Origin of the sequence: uncultured Tateyamaria sp. (genome assembly GCF_947503415.1) — a bacterium.
Classification (GTDB): domain Bacteria; phylum Pseudomonadota; class Alphaproteobacteria; order Rhodobacterales; family Rhodobacteraceae; genus Tateyamaria.
This window is the reverse complement of the sequence record NZ_CANNDS010000001.1, coordinates 1,186,481-1,202,013: the sequence shown is the minus strand read 5'-3', so window position 1 is coordinate 1,202,013 and position 15,533 is coordinate 1,186,481. Positions and strand designations below refer to the sequence as shown.

The 15,533-nt window shown below is 57.3% G+C and carries 15 protein-coding genes; 11 read left to right on the top strand and 4 right to left on the bottom strand.

Features of this window, described 5'->3' with window-relative positions; all coding sequences use genetic code 11:
• Positions 1 to 85 precede the first annotated feature (85 nt).
• Positions 86 to 790: an HAD family hydrolase gene (locus tag Q1A32_RS05780; RefSeq protein WP_299650762.1), complete on the top strand. Its 705-nt coding sequence runs from the start codon at positions 86 to 88 to the stop codon at positions 788 to 790.
• Here the strand turns inward: Q1A32_RS05780 and Q1A32_RS05775 are convergent.
• Positions 783 to 2,000 (bottom strand): argininosuccinate synthase, encoded by a 1,218-nt coding sequence (locus tag Q1A32_RS05775; protein ID WP_299650760.1) that lies wholly within the window; start codon positions 1,998 to 2,000, stop codon positions 783 to 785. The genes Q1A32_RS05780 and Q1A32_RS05775 overlap by 8 nt on opposite strands.
• A 118-nt stretch (positions 2,001 to 2,118) precedes the next feature.
• On the opposite strand from Q1A32_RS05775, the gene ilvA reads away from it, so the two are divergent.
• The gene (ilvA, locus tag Q1A32_RS05770; RefSeq protein ID WP_299650758.1) at positions 2,119 to 3,345 is read left to right on the top strand and encodes a threonine ammonia-lyase IlvA; all 1,227 of its coding nucleotides are present in this window, start codon (positions 2,119 to 2,121) and stop codon (positions 3,343 to 3,345) included.
• Here ilvA and Q1A32_RS05765 read toward each other — a convergent pair.
• Positions 3,342 to 3,674 carry an Hpt domain-containing protein gene (locus Q1A32_RS05765; protein ID WP_299608407.1) on the bottom strand — a complete coding sequence of 111 codons (333 nt, stop codon included), beginning with the start codon at positions 3,672 to 3,674 and terminating at the stop codon, positions 3,342 to 3,344. The two genes, ilvA and Q1A32_RS05765, sit on opposite strands and share 4 nt — an antisense overlap.
• 160 nt (positions 3,675 to 3,834) lie before the next feature.
• Between Q1A32_RS05765 and Q1A32_RS05760 the strand changes: the two genes are divergently transcribed.
• Positions 3,835 to 5,106: a PP2C family protein-serine/threonine phosphatase gene (locus tag Q1A32_RS05760; RefSeq protein WP_299650756.1), complete on the top strand. Its 1,272-nt coding sequence runs from the start codon at positions 3,835 to 3,837 to the stop codon at positions 5,104 to 5,106.
• Here Q1A32_RS05760 and Q1A32_RS05755 read toward each other — a convergent pair.
• A complete protein-coding gene (locus Q1A32_RS05755; RefSeq protein ID WP_299650753.1) occupies positions 5,094 to 5,531 on the bottom strand; it encodes an NUDIX hydrolase in 438 nt (145 codons plus the stop codon). The two genes, Q1A32_RS05760 and Q1A32_RS05755, sit on opposite strands and share 13 nt — an antisense overlap.
• A 76-nt stretch (positions 5,532 to 5,607) precedes the next feature.
• Between Q1A32_RS05755 and Q1A32_RS05750 the strand changes: the two genes are divergently transcribed.
• The 8 genes from Q1A32_RS05750 (at position 5,608) to Q1A32_RS05715 (ending at position 14,825) form a co-directional block, all read left to right on the top strand.
• Entirely contained in the window at positions 5,608 to 6,594 is a 987-nt protein-coding gene (locus Q1A32_RS05750) for an Hsp33 family molecular chaperone HslO (protein ID WP_299650750.1), read from the top strand.
• Positions 6,587 to 7,186 carry a CoA pyrophosphatase gene (locus Q1A32_RS05745; protein ID WP_299650748.1) on the top strand — a complete coding sequence of 200 codons (600 nt, stop codon included), beginning with the start codon at positions 6,587 to 6,589 and terminating at the stop codon, positions 7,184 to 7,186. The genes Q1A32_RS05750 and Q1A32_RS05745 overlap by 8 nt, the downstream gene beginning before the upstream one ends.
• Positions 7,187 to 7,203: 17 nt before the next feature.
• Positions 7,204 to 8,331, top strand: a complete 1,128-nt coding sequence (locus Q1A32_RS05740; protein ID WP_299650745.1) for a CCA tRNA nucleotidyltransferase — start codon at positions 7,204 to 7,206, stop codon at positions 8,329 to 8,331.
• A gap of 164 nt (positions 8,332 to 8,495) precedes the next feature.
• On the top strand, positions 8,496 to 10,337 hold the full coding sequence (locus Q1A32_RS05735) for an ABC transporter ATP-binding protein (protein ID WP_299650742.1): 1,842 nt from the start codon (positions 8,496 to 8,498) through the stop codon (positions 10,335 to 10,337).
• On the top strand, positions 10,334 to 12,166 hold the full coding sequence (locus Q1A32_RS05730; protein WP_299650739.1) for an ABC transporter ATP-binding protein: 1,833 nt from the start codon (positions 10,334 to 10,336) through the stop codon (positions 12,164 to 12,166). The genes Q1A32_RS05735 and Q1A32_RS05730 overlap by 4 nt, the downstream gene beginning before the upstream one ends.
• Before the next feature lie 39 nt (positions 12,167 to 12,205).
• Positions 12,206 to 13,435: a class I SAM-dependent RNA methyltransferase gene (locus tag Q1A32_RS05725; protein ID WP_299650736.1), complete on the top strand. Its 1,230-nt coding sequence runs from the start codon at positions 12,206 to 12,208 to the stop codon at positions 13,433 to 13,435.
• A 12-nt stretch (positions 13,436 to 13,447) separates the two neighbouring features.
• On the top strand, positions 13,448 to 14,215 hold the full coding sequence (locus Q1A32_RS05720; protein WP_299608427.1) for an ion transporter: 768 nt from the start codon (positions 13,448 to 13,450) through the stop codon (positions 14,213 to 14,215).
• Positions 14,216 to 14,321: 106 nt separating this feature from the next.
• Positions 14,322 to 14,825 carry a murein L,D-transpeptidase family protein gene (locus tag Q1A32_RS05715; protein ID WP_299650733.1) on the top strand — a complete coding sequence of 168 codons (504 nt, stop codon included), beginning with the start codon at positions 14,322 to 14,324 and terminating at the stop codon, positions 14,823 to 14,825.
• Here the strand turns inward: Q1A32_RS05715 and Q1A32_RS05710 are convergent, their stop codons facing one another.
• The gene (locus tag Q1A32_RS05710) at positions 14,826 to 15,470 is read right to left on the bottom strand and encodes a CAP domain-containing protein (protein ID WP_299650730.1); all 645 of its coding nucleotides are present in this window, start codon (positions 15,468 to 15,470) and stop codon (positions 14,826 to 14,828) included.
• Positions 15,471 to 15,533: the final 63 nt, after the last annotated feature.

The following is a 15,533-nucleotide window of genomic DNA, read 5'->3' as shown; positions in this document are numbered from 1 at the left end:
GCCATGACACTCAATTCACAGGACGGAGAGGTCGCGCAAGCGTGAGGTGATTTACCAAATGGTCAAAGGGTCTTAGCCTGTCGCCATGACGATACGTATTGCCATATGGTCCGGGCCCAGAAACCTGTCGACCGCCATGATGTATAGCTTTGCAGCCCGCGGTGATGCCCGTGTGGTGGATGAACCGTTTTATGCGGCCTACCTCGATCAAACGGGTGCGGATCATCCGATGCGGCATGATATCCTTGGCTCTCAGAGCACAGACCCCAGCGTCGTCGCGAAAATGCTGATTTCGCCTGTGTCAGAGACTGTTTTTTACCAAAAGCACATGACGCATCACATGCTGCCGGACTGGGATGAGGCGTGGATGAACGAGGTTCAGCACGTATTTCTGATCCGCCACCCGGCCCGTGTTGTCGCCAGTTACGCGCGCAAACGGGAGGCTCCGGTGCTGACGGATCTGGGGTTTGTCCAACAGGCGCGTATTTTCGATCAGGTCGGGGGTGGCGTCGTTGTGGATTCAAGCGACGTCCGCGCAGATCCAGCAAGGATGTTGCAAAGGCTGTGTGACCAGATTGGCATTCCGTGGACCGATCACATGTTGCATTGGCCTGCCGGGGGACATCCGGCGGATGGAGTTTGGGCGGCGCATTGGTACAACGCCGTCCACGGTTCTAACGGATTTGATGCAGCCGAAGGGCCGTTGCCAACGCTCGACGGAGAATATGCAGCGTTGGCGGACGCGGCGATGCCCTTTTATGAAAAGCTCGCCGCGCGCAAGATCACTTGAGCCGTCGGTCGCGTGCTGCGAGAAGCTTGAGGCGCAGCGCATTCAACTGAATGAAACCCGCAGCGTCCTTCTGATCGTAAGCGCCTGCATCATCTTCGAACGTCACGTGCGCTTCCGAATACAGCGAATGATCAGACCAGCGGCCAACGGTTCGGGCCAGTCCCTTGTACAGTTTCAATCGCACGGTGCCGGTCACATGCTCTTGGCTTTGGTCGATCAGGGCCTGCAGCATTTCGCGTTCCGGTGAGAACCAGAAACCATTGTAAATCAGCTCGGCATAGCGGGGCATCAACTCGTCCTTGAGATGGGCCGCCCCACGATCAAGTGTGATCTGTTCGATGCCGCGATGCGCTTCCAGCAAGATGGTGCCACCGGGCGTTTCGTAGATACCGCGAGACTTCATGCCGACAAAACGACCCTCAACAAGGTCGAGCCGACCAATGCCATGCTTACCGCCCAGTTCGTTCAACTTGGTCAGGACAGTGGCCGGAGACATCATTTCCCCGTTGATAGAGACTGCATCACCCTTCTCGAACCCGACTTCGACATATTCTGGTGTATCGGGTGCATCCTCCGGCGCAACGGTGCGCTGGTAGACGTAATCGGGCGCGTCCTCGGCCGGGTCTTCCAGTACTTTGCCCTCGGACGAGGTGTGCAGAAGGTTTGCATCGACGGAAAACGGTGCTTCGCCACGCTTGTCCTTGGCAATCGGGATTTGGTTCTTTTCTGCAAAGTCGATCAGCTTGGTGCGGCTGGACAGATCCCACTCACGCCACGGCGCGATCACCTTTATGTCGGGGTTCAGGGCATAGGCGGCCAATTCGAAGCGGACCTGGTCATTGCCTTTGCCTGTCGCACCATGGGCCACGGCATCCGCCCCTTCGGCGGCCGCGATTTCGACCAAACGCTTCGAGATGAGCGGCCGGGCGATGGACGTACCGAGCAGGTAAAGCCCTTCGTACAAAGCGTTGGCGCGGAACATCGGGAAGACGAAGTCGCGCACAAATTCTTCGCGCAGGTCCTCAATATAGATGGCCGATGCACCCATCATTTCGGCCTTGGCGCGGGCGGGCTCCAGCTCTTCTCCCTGGCCCAGATCGGCGGTAAAGGTCACAACCTCGCACCCGTATTCCGTTTGAAGCCATTTCAGGATGATCGAGGTGTCGAGGCCGCCGGAATAGGCCAGCACAACTTTCTTGGGTGCGCTCATCTTATCATGTCCCTTGCAAGAGTTGGCTGCCGATAGCGGTTTTGCAGCACAGGGGCAAGATTGACCCGTAGGGGAGGCACCGCTAGGTCAGTAGGATTGCCGACAAAGGGGTCAAATAATGAGCTTTCAGGACAAGGCGCGCGCGGGGGAACAGGCCATGCGCAGCGTGTTTCCGGCCACACCCCTTTTGCGGAACGAGGTGCTGTCGGATCGATTTCAAGCAGACATCTGGCTAAAGCGCGAAGATCTGAGCCCGGTTCGGTCCTACAAGCTGCGCGGCGCCTTCAATGCAATGCGAAAAGTGATGACGGATGGCGCCACGTTTGTTTGTGCCAGTGCGGGCAATCACGCACAGGGGGTTGCATTCATGTGCAAGCATTTTGGCGCTCGCGGTGTCGTCTTCATGCCGGTGACCACGCCGCAGCAAAAGATCATGAAAACGCAGATGTTTGGCGGCAGTCATGTCGAAGTGCGTCTGACTGGTGATTATTTCGACGACACGCTTACCTCGGCGCAGGCTTTTTGTAGCGAAGCGGGCGCACATTTTTTGTCGCCGTTTGACGATGATGACGTGATTGAAGGGCAAGCGTCAGTCGCCGTTGAGATTGAAGCGCAGCTTGGTCGCGCACCGGATCACATCATTCTCCCGGTGGGTGGCGGTGGGTTGTCGGCAGGCACGCGCAGTTTCTTTGAAGAACGGGTGACGTACACATTTGTGGAACCGACCGGCGCGCCATCCCTCGCGCAGGCCATTGCCGCCGGGCATCCGGTGAACGTGTCTCCGATCAACACATTCGTCGACGGTGCTGCCGTCGCGACCATTGGTGCGCGAACCTTTGCGCGGCTGAAATCGGCCAACCCTGAAACCGTCATCGACATCCCCGAAGACCGCATCTGCACCACTATCATTGATATGCTGAACGTCGAAGGGATTGTGCTGGAACCGGCAGGGGCGCTGGCAATCGAGGCGCTCAACGATGTTGCGGATCAGATCGCAGGCAAGAGGGTTGTGTGTGTCACATCTGGCGGCAATTTCGATTTCGAGCGCTTGCCCGAAGTCAAAGAGCGTGCGCAGCGTTATTCCGGCGTCAAAAAGTACTTCATCCTGCGTATGCCGCAGCGCCCGGGCGCGTTGAAAGACTTCTTGAACATCCTTGGGCCCGACGATGACATTGCACGCTTTGAGTATCTTAAAAAGTCAGCACGCAATTTCGGGTCGGTATTGATTGGTATCGAAACGAAGAAACCCGAAAACTTTGATCGGCTTCTGTCAGAACTGGACGCTGCCGGTTTCACGTACACAGACATCACCAATGATGAGACGCTTGCCCAATTCGTGATCTAGGCGGCCTTCCCCGCGGAAAGGCCGGACGTGAATGTGACTTCGGAGGCTTCGAAGCTTGCCACGATCGCTGGGACATCCACCTCTGACGCTTTTCCCTTGGCCGACAACGCCTCACCCTTGTGGCAAAGAACAGAGAAGTCGGTAAATCCCAGGTTGAGTGCGCTGCCTTTGAGGGCGTGCAGGTCTTCCTCGAGCCGAGACAGATCAGGGGTATCGCGAAGCGTATCGATTATGCCTGTTACCTCTTCAATGAACAGCGGCACAACTTCTTCAAAATCTTCTTCGCCAATTTCCGCGCGTAAGGTGTTGACCCGTTCCCAATCAATCATAGCCGTCTCCGATTCACTTGGGATGTTTGACCATGACCAGTCTTAATAAACCGTGATTGTTAAAGGTTTAGGCAATGAGCCGTTTCACTTCACCGCGCGTTAAGCGGCAGGCCGTAACAAGTGCCGAAGCAGTCGGAACACGTGTCAAATGAACGTTGAAATGATCCAGCAGACGGTGCCTGATACACCCGAAGACACCGATGTCCCGCATCGGGTGCTGATCGTGGACGACAGTCGCCTGCAACGAAAAATTCTGTCCAGTTCCGTAAAACGCTGGGGATTCGAAGTGTATGAGGCCGGATCGGCCGAGGATGCACTGGAGATTTGCAAGGATATCCTGCCCGATCTGGTACTTAGTGATTGGATGATGCCCGGCATGAACGGGCTCGAATTTTGTGACGCGTTTCGCAAGCTCAGTCAGGACAAATACGGGTATTTCATCCTGCTGACGTCCAAGAGCGAAAAAGCCGAGGTCGCGATGGGGCTTGAGGCCGGCGCCGATGACTTCGTAACGAAGCCGGTTGATGCCAACGAATTGCGCGCCCGGATCGCCGCGGGCGAACGCATTTTGCACATGCAGCGTGAGCTGACGGAAAAGAACCGTTTGATCACCGATACGCTGGACGAGTTGCAACGGTTATACGACTCGTTGGACAGCGACTTGCTAGAAGCAAAGAAACTCCAACAATCGCTTGTGCGCGAGCGTCACAAGTCTTTCGACACGGCCAATCTGAGCCTGATGCTGCAATCCAGCGGCCATGTTGGTGGCGATCTGGTTGGTTTCTTCCCGGCACAGGCGGGACATTTGGGTTTGTATTCGATCGACGTGTCCGGGCATGGAATAAGCTCGGCCCTTATGACCGCACGACTGGCGGGATATCTGTCTGCCGCCGCGCCTGATCAGAACGTTGCATTGCAACGTTTGGACAACGGGTCATACGCCTTTTTGCCGCCTGAAGAAGTGATTGAGACGCTCAACGATCTCGTCCTCGACGAGATGGACACAGAGCATTATTTCACTTTGCTACTTGCTGACGTCGATCTGGTCACTGGCCACGTTCGTATGGCGCAAGCTGGACATCCGCACCCGGCAATTCAACGTAAGAACGGCCAGATTGAGCAGAATGGACCTGGCGGATTTCCGGTGGGATTGATGTCTGGGATTTCCTTCACCCAGTTCGAAGTGCAACTTCAACCGGGTGATCGGATGCTGTTGTTGTCGGATGGCGTCACCGAATGCCCCGACCCAAACGGCGATATGCTCGAAGAAGCGGGGCTCGAGAGCTTGATGCGGGATCTGTCAGAGGTCGGCGGCCCAGCTTTCTTCGAAGCACTCTTGTGGCGACTGACCGAATTCGCAGGGGAAAGCACATTTCCCGATGATGTTTCTGGCATCCTGTTCGAATATCACGGCCCGGATCAGCAGAAGTAACGCTCCAGGAACGCCCGATCTCCGTCGTTATATACCGCTGCCGCCGCATCCTTTGGTGGCATCCAGGCAACCGAATGATCCTGCTCAACCGGATCACCCAATCGCAACGATGGGCGCGCGACAAAGATGTGGCAGATTTTTTCAGCCCACAGATCGTATTCCGGCATGTATGTGAAGCGCCTGAACGCACCCAACCTGCGGGGTGCCGAGATTTTCCAGCCGGTTTCCTCATGAACTTCGCGATGCAAAGCCTGAATCGGGCTTTCACCTGCATCAATACCACCGCCCGGCAATTGAAACTCTGGCTCAGGCTGGCTTTGAAACGTCAGAAGCAAGGATCGCCCAAGGGGTAGGATCGCATAGGCGCCGGGACGCACGATATACTTGCGCCTTGGGTGGGGTTGCTGTCCAAAACGTCGGATCACATGCCCCCCTTTCAGTTTCTGCGCGCTATCCTATATAGACGCGATATGCCAACGACTGGCACCAAAGGAAACCCCAATGACACTCGGTTCGCAACTCGCGTGGGACGATACCGTCCTGCCTTTCCAACTTGATGCTTCCGACATCCGTGGGCGCGTGGCGCGCCTTGACGGAGTGTTGGATGGCATCCTCAAACAACATGATTACCCTGATCAGGTCGAAGCGCTTGTCGCGGAAATGGCCTTGCTGACGGCGTTGATCGGGCAGACGATCAAACTGCGCTGGAAGCTGTCGCTGCAGGTTCAATCCAAGGGACCCGTGCGCATGATTGCCACAGATTATTATGGGCCCGAGACCGAAGGCGAAATTGCTCGCATCCGAGCCTATGCCAGCTTTGATCGCGACCGGCTGACCGACGGCACGCCGTTCGATCAGGTCGGTGACGGATACTTTGCCATCATGATCGATCAGGGCACCGGAATGACCCCGTACCAAGGGATCACGCCGCTGGACGGAGGGTCGCTTTCTGCCTGTGCAGAGACTTATTTTGCGCAATCTGAACAGTTGCCCACACGCTTTCAGCTGAGCTTTGGCAAGTCGACAGCACCTGGTTCACCAGAACACTGGCGGGCCGGTGGCGTGATGTTGCAGCACATGCCCAAAGCATCACCTTTTGCGGCGACGTCCGAAGGTACAGGTGATGTCCTACGTTCCGATGATCTGCTTGAGGGCGATGAATCCGAAAACTGGAGCCGTGCGAATATCCTTCTCGACACGGTGGAAGAGATGGAGTTGATCGGTCCGCAACTGGCGCCAAATGATCTGCTTCTGCGCCTGTTCCATGAAGAAGCGCCACGCGTGTTCGACACCCAGCCGGTCCGGTTTGGCTGTACCTGTTCCGAAGATCGTGTGCGGCAAAGCCTGTCCATCTACTCGGCCCGCGACATCGAAAAGATGACGACGGACGAAGGGCGTGTCACCGCAGACTGTCAGTTCTGTGGGGCGCACTACGATCTGGACCCGACCACTGTAGGTTTCGAGGCGGAAACTCAGGACGGTGCCTGATCTTATTGATCAAACCCGTGCGGCGCTTGAGCAATCAGGCGCCGCGTCTTCGGATTTTGATCTGAACAGTGGGATCACCCTGCCTGCTGACCGAAAATTGCGGCCCGCAGCCGTGCTGGCCCCGATTATCGAAGGGCGGAACGGATATGAGCTTATCCTGACAAAACGGTCTTCGGCCCTGAAGCATCATCCGGGTCAGATTGCCTTTCCCGGCGGTAAGCGTGACGAGGGAGATATCAGCCTGATCGAAACGGCGCTGCGTGAAGCGCGGGAAGAGATTGGGTTGCATGACCAAAATGTCGAAGTGCTGGGCACTTTCGCCCCGCATGAGACAGTCACGTCCTTTACCGTGACACCTGTGATCGCTTTGGTGAAACGTGAATTTGATGCCATGCCTGAGGCTGGCGAGGTGTCTGAGGTGTTCCGCGTGCCGCTGTCACATGTTCTCGCGCCAGAAAATTTCGTGATTGAGGCACGTCGCTGGCGCGGTCAGAAACGGATGTATTACACCGTGCCCTACGGCCCCTATTACATCTGGGGCGCAACCGCGCGTATATTGCGGGCATGGACCGACCTGTTGCCGCAAAACTAGACCCTAGCACTGGGTTTTTGACCGATCCGGGCGCGCAGACGCTGTGTGGCGCATTGGAAGATGCCGGGTATCAAGCCTATTTCGTAGGTGGGTGCGTCCGCAATGCGGTGATGGGGGTGCCCATCTCTGACATCGATATCGCAACAGACGCCTTGCCTGCACAGGTGATCGACCTGAGCAATGCGGCGGGCTTCCGACCGGTTCCGACAGGAATTGACCATGGCACAATCACTGTCGTCGTGTCGGGTGAGCCATTCGAGGTGACCACATTCCGCAAGGATGTCGAAACCGATGGCCGCCGTGCCGTTGTCGCATTTGCCACGAACCTGACCGAAGACGCGCACCGCCGAGATTTCACCATGAACGCGCTCTATGCTGACCCGCGCGGTCAGATCAGTGACCCAGTAGACGGCTTGAATGACGCGCATGCACGACGTGTGCGATTCATTGATGATGCAGGCGAGCGCATTCGCGAAGATTACCTGCGCACCCTCAGGTACTTCCGGTTCAACGCGCAATATTCCGACCCCGCCAATGGCTGGGATCCAGATGCGCTTGCGGGAATTGCAAAAAATCTTTCCGGGTTAGAGACACTTTCGGCTGAACGCGTTGGGTCTGAAATGCTGAAGTTGCTGGCTGCGCCCGATCCAACGCCCGCTTTGGCTGTGATGCAGCAAACAGGCGTTCTGCCAACTGTGCTTCCCGGTACTGATCCAACCTTCGTTGGCCCTTTGGTTCATCTTGAGAAGATGACCGGTGCGCAGATTGATCCGATGGCACGCTTGGCGGCCCTTGGCGGAATGGATATTCCGGACCGCCTGCGCCTGTCGCGCCGCGATCAAAAGCACCTCGAATCAATCCGACAGCTCAGCGTGTCGACGGACAGTGCGAAAGCGCTTGGACACATCGGCGGATTGGAGGCCGGGACCGCCGCCGTCTTGCTGCGTGCCGCCTATGCCAATGCACCGATTGATCGCAGTGATCTTTGCGCCGTGTCCGAAGGTGCATCCGCAGATTTTCCCATAAGCGCAAAGGATTTGGCACACCTGTCCGGCGTCGACCTTGGCATAGAATTGAAACGCCTTAAGCAACTTTGGCTGGCGTCCGATCTGACGAAATCGAAACAGGATTTGCTGACCCCGTGACATTCGCGATAACCCGCGCTATGTCATTTGTCGAACCTGATGGAGAGCAACATGGTATTTGGAATCTGGAACGACGCCTGATCGTCGCTGATTGTCCTTCGTGACATGCTGGGCCGCTTGCCCGCGTCACGCACCTGTTGCACTTACTTTTCACGGTCCTCCCCATGTTCAAGTTCTTTGAATCGCTCGTCGATCCTTATCTGCCCTACACTGAAACCGACACACCACCGACAAAGCTGTGGCCGTTCCTGCGCGAATATCTGAAACCGTTCCGGGCGGTGATCGCCATCACCTTTGTCTTCAGCACCGTGGTTGCCTTTGGGGAAATTCTGCTGATCTGGTACGTGGCCCGGATCGTCGACCTGCTTGCGCAAGGCACGCCAGAATTGATCATCCCGGAATACGGATTTGAGTTTGCGCTTGTCGCGCTTTGGGTTTTGGTTTTGCGCACAATCATGGGCTTTGTCGACGTGGCGTTGCTGCACAACACGCTTCTGCCCAACCTCGGCACGCTGATCCGCTGGCGGTCGCACCGGCATGTGTTGCGCCAGTCGGTTGGCTGGTTCGAGGATGATTTCGCGGGCCGCATTGCCAACCGCATCATGCAAACGCCGCCCGCTGCAGGTGAGGCAATGTTCCAAGTGCTTGATGCCGGATCGTTCTTTGCGGTGTCCGTCATTGGCGCTGTCCTGTTGTTAATGAGCTTTGATCTTTGGTTGGCGTTGCCTTTGGTCTTGTGGATCGTGGGTTATCTGCTGTTGTTGCGTTGGGTGATCCGGCGGGCTGGCCCTGCGGCCAAGGCCAGTTCGGATGCGCGCAGCGCGATCACGGGACGGGTCGTCGACAGTTACACCAACATCCATTCGGTCAAGATGTTTGCCCATCACAGCCACGAGATCGACTACGCCAAGGAGGCCATCGAAAACGCGCGCCAAACCTTTATGAAAGAGATGCGCATCGTTGTTCGAATGGATGTGGCGCTGACCCTTCTGAACGCCAGTATGATTGTGTCGATGGGTGGTTTGGCGATCTGGCTTTGGATTGGCGGCTTCACGACCGAAGGCATGGTGGCCGCCGCTTTGACCATCGCATTGCGGCTCAACAACATGACGTATTGGATCATGTGGGCAATGACGTCTCTGGTTCAGAACCTTGGCATCATTTCCGAGGGGATGGAGACGATTGCCCAGCCTGTCACCCTCAAGGATGCGGCGGATGCCAAACCTCTTCAGCTGACCAAGGGCGAGATTGCTTTGCACGGGCTGACACACCACTACGGTCGTGGCAGCGGCGGTTTGCAAGAGGTGACGACCGTCATCCAACCGGGTGAAAAGGTTGGACTTGTTGGGCGGTCTGGTGCCGGTAAATCGACATTGGTGAAGCTGCTGTTAAGGTTCTACGACGCCGAAGATGGGCAAATCATCGTTGATGGTCAGGACATCGCACAGGTGACCCAAGACAGCCTGCGCCTGAACATCGGAATGGTGCAGCAGGACAGTTCGCTTTTGCACCGGTCCGTGCGTGACAACATACTGTACGGCCGTCCGAGCGCCTCGGAGGAGGAGGTGTTTGCCGCGGCCAAACAGGCGCAGGCGCACGATTTCATTCTCGACCTCACCGATCCCGACGGGCGGAGCGGATATGACGCGCAGGTGGGTGAACGCGGTGTGAAACTGTCTGGCGGTCAGCGCCAGCGCATCACTTTGGCCCGTGTTATACTGAAAAACGCCCCGATCCTTGTGCTGGACGAAGCAACAAGTGCGCTTGATAGCGAGGTTGAGGCCGCCATTCAGGACACGCTCTATGACATGATGGAGGGCAAGACCGTGATCGCCATTGCGCACCGTCTGTCCACGATTGCACAGATGGACCGTATCCTTGTGTTGGACGACGGTAAAATTGTCGAAGACGGATCGCATGACGCGCTTTTGGCGCAGGGCGGACTATATTCCGACTTCTGGGCGCGCCAATCCGGTGGGTTCATCGCGACTGAGGCAGCAGAGTGAAGATTTCAGATTGGATCAGTGCGTTCCGACGGGCTGAGGGGCCGCCACCGCAAGAGCTGTGGCCCTTCATGCGTTGGTGTTTGTCCGGCGCTTGGCCTGCCTTGTGGTTGGCTGCGATCTGTTCTGCGGCGGCAGGCGCGCTTGAGGCGGGCACGGCGCTGATCCTGGGACGGGTCATTGATGCCACTGTGCAACTTGGGCCGGACGGGTTCTTTTCCGTCACTAACATTGGACTTATCGGCGGTGCGCTGGCCTTTTTCCTAGTCGCGCGACCCATCCTGTTTGGTCTCAGTTCGGCCACCAACTCGATCATTGTGCAACCGAATGTGAACCCCTTGGTATTGTCCCGCCTGCATCGCTGGACGCTGGGCCAATCGGTCACGTTTTTCGACGATGATTTTGCGGGCCGCATTGCGCAAAAGCAGATGCAAGCAGCCCGTGCTGTTACTGACGTCGTGTCCGAATTCATCAACGTGGTTGCTTTCGCCCTCGCCTCGCTTGTGGGGTCCACCTTGCTGTTGCTCGCCATCGACTGGCGGGTGGCGATGGGGTTTGCCGTTTGGCTGGTGGCCTACTTCGCGCTGATCCGCTGGTACCTTCCGCGCATCCGCAAACGCTCTGCTGCGCGGGCGGCGGCGCGGGCGATGGTGTCCGGGCAGGTCGTGGACACGATCACCAACATCAAGACGGTCAAGCTGTTCGCCCATGACGACCACGAGGATCAGGCCGCACTTGGCGCGATGGGCACGTTCCGTAAAACGGCGGTGGATTTCGGTATCCTGTCTGCTGGTTTCCGGTTTGCACTGATGACGCTTGCCGGATTGCTGCCCGTATTTTTGTTGGGTGGCACCATTTTGATGTGGCGGCAAGGCCTTGCGTCACCCGGTGACATCGTTGCCTCTGGCGCCATTGCGATCCGTATCGCCCAGATGACCGGTTGGGTCAGTTTCACGCTGATGGCGATCTATTCCAACGTGGGCGAGATCGAGGATGGGATGCGCACCCTCACACCACGCGCACGGGTGCAGGACGCGGACGATGCCAAAGCGCTGGGCAACATCGCGGGCAAGATCACCTTCGACGATCTGACCTTTAGTTACGGACGTGAAACTGGGGGGATCGATCGGATCAGCCTGACCATCGCGCCGGGTGAAAAGGTGGGTATCGTTGGTGCGTCGGGCGCGGGGAAATCCACACTCGTGTCGCTGCTTTTGCGTCTCTATGAAAGCGAAAGTGGCCGCATCCTGATCGATGATCATGACACCGCCCATGTGACCCAAGACAGCTTGCGGCATAATATCGGGATGGTCACGCAGGAAACTGCAATGTTCAATCGCTCCGCCCGTGACAATATCTTGTACGGTCGCCCCGGAGCGAGTGATGACGAGATGATTGCTGCCGCCCGCAAGGCCGAAGCGCACGACTTCATCCTCGATCTTCAGGATCACAGGGGCCGCCCCGGCTATGATGCGCATTTGGGCGAGCGTGGCGTGAAACTGTCCGGCGGCCAGAGGCAGCGGATTGCATTGGCCCGCGCGATCCTCAAGGACGCGCCAATCCTTGTGCTGGACGAGGCGACAAGTGCGCTCGACAGTGAGGTTGAGGCATCTATTCAATCCGCTCTGTCCCGCGTCATGGAAGGCAAGACCGTCCTTGCAATTGCGCACCGTCTGTCCACCCTGACCGAGATGGACCGTATCGTCGTGATGGATCAGGGCCGCATCGTAGAGGAAGGACCGCACGAGGTTCTTTTGGCCAAAGGCGGCCTCTATGCCCGGTATTGGCAGCGGCAGTCCGGCGGGTTCATCAGCACTCGCGCTGCCGAATAGGGCTTTTGCAATTGGGCGGGTGCGGTTAGGCCACGGCACATGACAACTGTGACAATCGAACGTTTGGGCCAGCAGGGCGATGGGATTGCCCCCGGCCCTGTCTTTGTGCCGCTTGCCCTGCCGGGTGAGGTGGTGAGCGGAACGCAAGCTGGGTCCGGGCTGACCGACATCCGGATCGTGACACCCTCGCCTGATCGTGTGTCTCCTCCATGCCCGCATTTCCGATCCTGCGGTGGCTGCCAGATGCAGCATGCGTCGGATGCTTTGGTGGCTGATTGGAAGCGCGATATTGTTGCTGCGGCGCTGAAATCGTATGGATTAGAGACTGATTTACGCTCGACGGTAACCTCGCCCGATCACTCCCGCCGCCGTGCCACCTTTGCCGCGCGGCGCACGAAAAAGGGTGCGATGGCTGGCTTCCATGCCCGCAAGTCGGACGCCATCATTGCAGTGCCCGAGTGCATACTGGTCACCCCTGCCCTGCGCGTTGGGCTGAAAGTGTCCGAAGATTTGGCACTGGCCGGAGCCAGCCGAAAAACAGCACTTGCAGTCACGGTCACTGAAAGCCTTGAAGGGTTGGATGTCGCTGTGACGGGTGGCAAACCGCTTGATGGGCATCTGCGGATCGTGTTGGCAGCATTGTGTGAACAGCACCGGTTGGCGCGCCTCACATGGGAAGATGAGTTGATCGGCATGCGCGTTCCGCCCGCTCAACCCATGGGCAAGGCACGGGTTGTGCCGCCACCGGGCGCATTCCTGCAAGCGACGGAGCATGGACAACAAACTCTGACAGACCTCGTGGCCGAGACTGTTGGCAACGCCAAGTCGGTGGCCGATCTGTTCGCCGGGTGCGGCACCTTCGCTTTGCCCTTGGCGCAGACGGCGGAAGTTCTTGCAGTTGAAGGGTCAGCCGACATGATGGCGTCCCTCGATGCGGGATGGCGGCAGGCCCAAGGGTTGAAACGTATCGTGACAGAAACCCGCGATCTGTTCCGCCGCCCCTTGTTGCCCGATGAGCTAGCCCGATATGATGCGGTTGTCATTGATCCACCCCGTGCCGGGGCCGCGGCGCAGATTGCAGAACTGGCAATTGCTCAGGTGCCGGTGATTGCTCATGTGTCGTGCAACCCGCAGACCTTTGCGCGCGATGCCGAAACATTAATCAAAGCGGGCTATGTTCTGGACTGGGTGCAGCCGGTGGACCAGTTCCGCTGGTCTGCGCATGTGGAACTTGTCGGTGCCTTCCGTTTGGCCCATATCGCCCGCTGAAGGAGGCCTTACATGGATCGCACCGCGCTTGTTCGCTGGCTGGAAAGCCCACGCATTACCAATGCCATCATCGCTGTCATTGTCCTGAACGCAATCACGCTGGGACTCGAGACGTCGGAGACCGCGATGGCGGTGGCGGGCGGGCTAATTGTTACCATCGACAAGATTTGTCTCGCCATCTTTACGGCCGAAATCATTGCCAAGCTGATCGCCTATCGCGGGCAGTTCTTCCGCAATGGCTGGAACATCTTTGATTTTGTCATCGTGGGCATCGCTTTGATGCCAAGTGCAGGTGGCCTGTCTGTCTTGCGCGCGCTGCGTATCCTGCGGGTGTTGCGCGTCATATCCGTGGCCCCCAGTCTGCGCCGTGTGGTGGAGGGGTTTGTGACCGCCCTGCCCGGCATGGGCAGTGTATTTCTGTTGATGGCGCTGATCTTTTACATTGGGTCTGTCATGGCGACGAAACTGTTTTCCAATAGTTTTCCCGACTGGTTTGGTGATTTGGGGCTCAGTGCCTATTCCCTGTTCCAGATCATGACGCTGGAATCGTGGTCCATGGGCATCGTTCGTCCGGTGATGGAAGTGTACCCTTACGCATGGGTATTCTTTGTTCCCTTCATCATGGTGACGACATTTGCCGTCGTGAACCTGCTGGTTGGTCTGATCGTGAATTCGATGCAGGATGCGCATGCCGAGGAAAGCAACGCCGCCACCGACAGCTACAGGGACGAGGTGATCAAACGGCTTGAAGCGATCGAAGCGCAGTTGAAGGACAAGTGATCTCGCACTGGTGATTGCTGCGGCCAAAAACCCACTTTGAGATTACAGTCGAACCGTGGTAAATTCTCGGCCAAATACAAAAACGACCTATTGGGACAGGACTTACATGAAGCGCAGACATCTTATGATGGGCGGGGCCGCAGCCGTTGGGCTAAGCGCCTGTTCGACACGAGACAGTAAATTCAAAAGATATTCGGGGCCCGATGTCACCTATGTGGTGGTGAACAAAGACACGCGCCGCATGTTTCTATTCAACAACAACAGGGTGCTGAAGGACTACGATATCGACCTTGGGTTCGAGCCCATTGGCGACAAGTTCTTTGAAGGCGACGGGCGTACACCCGAAGGCACATACATCATCGACCGGCGGAACCCGAACAGTCGGTTTTATCTGTCGCTCGGTATCTCGTATCCGAACAGTTTGGATCTGGAAGAAGCAGCCGCGCTGGGCAAACCGCCAGGCGGCGACATCTTTATCCATGGCAACTCCAGCCCGTTCCGGCGCAAGCGCGAGGACTGGACATGGGGCTGTATTGCGGTGACGAATTCCGAAATGGAAGACGTTTACGCGATGGTGCGCAACGGTACCCCGATCAAGATAAATCCCTGATCAGGTCGCAGGCGTGGTGATGATCACCACGTCCTCGCCCGTGTCATCTGTGGCGACCTCGTCTGGATTTGGCGTTGGGTCCGGCACAAGACGCGTGGCGGATGGGTTCGACGCCGGAATAAGCGGCGTGTCGTTGGGATTTCCCATCACCATGGTCCACCAGATCTTGCCATTGGGTTCCTGAAACCAGGCAAAGCCCATATCACCGGCTTGTGGCGACAGGATCGTGCGGCGGGTGTCCGGTTGCTCCATCCATGCGGCCAGCGTTTCTAACTCGGTTTCGTAAGTTTCCGAGATGTTTTCGCCGATCAGGCTGCCCGAGTAACCCACCCGCTGCAAACGATCGATGGGCGACGATCCATCCGAACCAAAGTGCCAAGGACGGTTCTGCAAGGACATGTCGCGTGAATGGGTTGCAGCCGCGGCATTCAATTTCGGGTCCAACTCAACCGGTGCGGCTCCTTGGGCACTGCGCAATGCGTTCACGGAATCGAGCATACGGAACTGTAGTTTGGCGGTATCATTGCCGCGGATACGATACAGTTGGGGCAACGGACGCCCGTCATCACCAATGGTCGGCGCGTTGGGTGTTGCACAGGCCGCCAAAGTGAGTAAAGCGACCAGAAGTACCGAGAAAATACGCATTGTTTCTGCACATCACTGTTGTTGTTTGAAACTCGATAGCCGCTTGGACGTTGCATTACAAAC

Coding starts and splice junctions, on each gene's coding strand:
- Q1A32_RS05780 (WP_299650762.1), top strand. CDS start 86: ATGACGATACGTATTGCCATATGGTCCGGGCCCAGAAACCTGTCGACC.
- Q1A32_RS05775 (WP_299650760.1), bottom strand. CDS start 2,000: ATGAGCGCACCCAAGAAAGTTGTGCTGGCCTATTCCGGCGGCCTCGAC.
- ilvA (WP_299650758.1), top strand. CDS start 2,119: ATGAGCTTTCAGGACAAGGCGCGCGCGGGGGAACAGGCCATGCGCAGC.
- Q1A32_RS05765 (WP_299608407.1), bottom strand. CDS start 3,674: ATGATTGATTGGGAACGGGTCAACACCTTACGCGCGGAAATTGGCGAA.
- Q1A32_RS05760 (WP_299650756.1), top strand. CDS start 3,835: ATGATCCAGCAGACGGTGCCTGATACACCCGAAGACACCGATGTCCCG.
- Q1A32_RS05750 (WP_299650750.1), top strand. CDS start 5,608: ATGACACTCGGTTCGCAACTCGCGTGGGACGATACCGTCCTGCCTTTC.
- Q1A32_RS05735 (WP_299650742.1), top strand. CDS start 8,496: ATGTTCAAGTTCTTTGAATCGCTCGTCGATCCTTATCTGCCCTACACT.
- Q1A32_RS05725 (WP_299650736.1), top strand. CDS start 12,206: ATGACAACTGTGACAATCGAACGTTTGGGCCAGCAGGGCGATGGGATT.
- Q1A32_RS05720 (WP_299608427.1), top strand. CDS start 13,448: ATGGATCGCACCGCGCTTGTTCGCTGGCTGGAAAGCCCACGCATTACC.
- Q1A32_RS05715 (WP_299650733.1), top strand. CDS start 14,322: ATGAAGCGCAGACATCTTATGATGGGCGGGGCCGCAGCCGTTGGGCTA.
- Q1A32_RS05710 (WP_299650730.1), bottom strand. CDS start 15,470: ATGCGTATTTTCTCGGTACTTCTGGTCGCTTTACTCACTTTGGCGGCC.